This is a genomic window from Pseudomonas sp. TJI-51 (assembly GCF_000190455.2).
GTDB classification, from domain to species: Bacteria; Pseudomonadota; Gammaproteobacteria; order Pseudomonadales; family Pseudomonadaceae; genus Aquipseudomonas; species Aquipseudomonas juntendi.
Genome location: NZ_AEWE02000188.1, coordinates 1 through 1,092, shown reverse-complemented (window position 1 = coordinate 1,092; position 1,092 = coordinate 1). Strand labels below are relative to the sequence as shown.

Annotated in this window: 1 protein-coding gene; it reads left to right on the top strand. The window is 48.7% G+C overall.

The window, feature by feature from the left end:
* A partial coding sequence (locus tag G1E_RS28525) for a hypothetical protein (RefSeq protein WP_256220466.1) occupies window positions 1-697 on the top strand: 697 nt, incomplete at its 5' end.
* Window positions 698-1,092: the final 395 nt, after the last annotated feature.

The following is a 1,092-nucleotide window of genomic DNA, read 5'->3' as shown; positions in this document are numbered from 1 at the left end:
GGGTTCATGGATCGCACTCAATGCACGACCCTATGAGTTCAAGTACTCAGCTGCATTCGAACCAATTAGCTCAGAACAACCAGTAGCTATCGTAGGGCATCGAACTCTACTCATTGAAGGCCTAGACGTCAGGTCAAACCCCATAACCGGTTACCAGTTGGTAGACCAGAAAATCCTGAGAATTCGGGACTCCCTACGTCAAAATGGGCTCGTGACAAGCAACGAGCTCAGTGATGTACTTCAAGTGCTTACTGTCTTAGGGGGAGTGGCGGGGCGTGCGATCCAAGATGCTGAGTTCGATGGAGTTTGGTCAGAGGCACAATTCCAAAACGCGATTCGCAAGGAGCTTCGACGCAACCCTCAAATTGGCTCTGAACTAGACGAGCACCCAAAGGCTTCAGGAGGCATCACAGACCTCAGCTATCGCGGTATCGTTATTGAGCTAAAGTCGCTGCCAGCTGGAGTCAAAACCTTGGACGACTGCCAAGCCTATGTTGAACAAACTGCTAGTTATGCTGTTGCCAAGGAAAAGCGTATTGCAGTGCTATGTGTGCTGGATTGTAGAACAAAAACCGCAGCTCCCTGGCCAGCTGCTGAAAGCATCACGATTCTAAAGTCTCAGCCGCCAGCCGAGGTATCAGTACTTACCATTGTTGTGCAAGGAAATATCACTAGACCAAGCAAACTTTCGAGGTAAATGATTTTATACAAATACATCCACTTAATAGACAGAAGACATGTGATAGTTACAGCCTTCTAGTTGGAGCGCATTCCCCCAACATCTAACCTAAAACTTTTTGCCGTTAACAGCGCCCCCGTAAAACATCGGAAACGTATGCTTGCGAGCGGCAGTTTAGGCTTGATAGCCGCCGATGGCAAACAGCGAGCAACCAAGCCAAAGCAGTTGTTCATGCCCACCTTTAGGATATATGTGTAACTCAGGCCGCGAACACAATTCATCATCCCCTATACGACGGAGTAATGTGGCAGGACGCTACCAAAATCCCTACGAATTTAGTCGAGTGCCGAACGGCTCTCATGCCTACCTATACGCTTTCCACACCACTTAACAGAGTGCGATCCATGAACCCC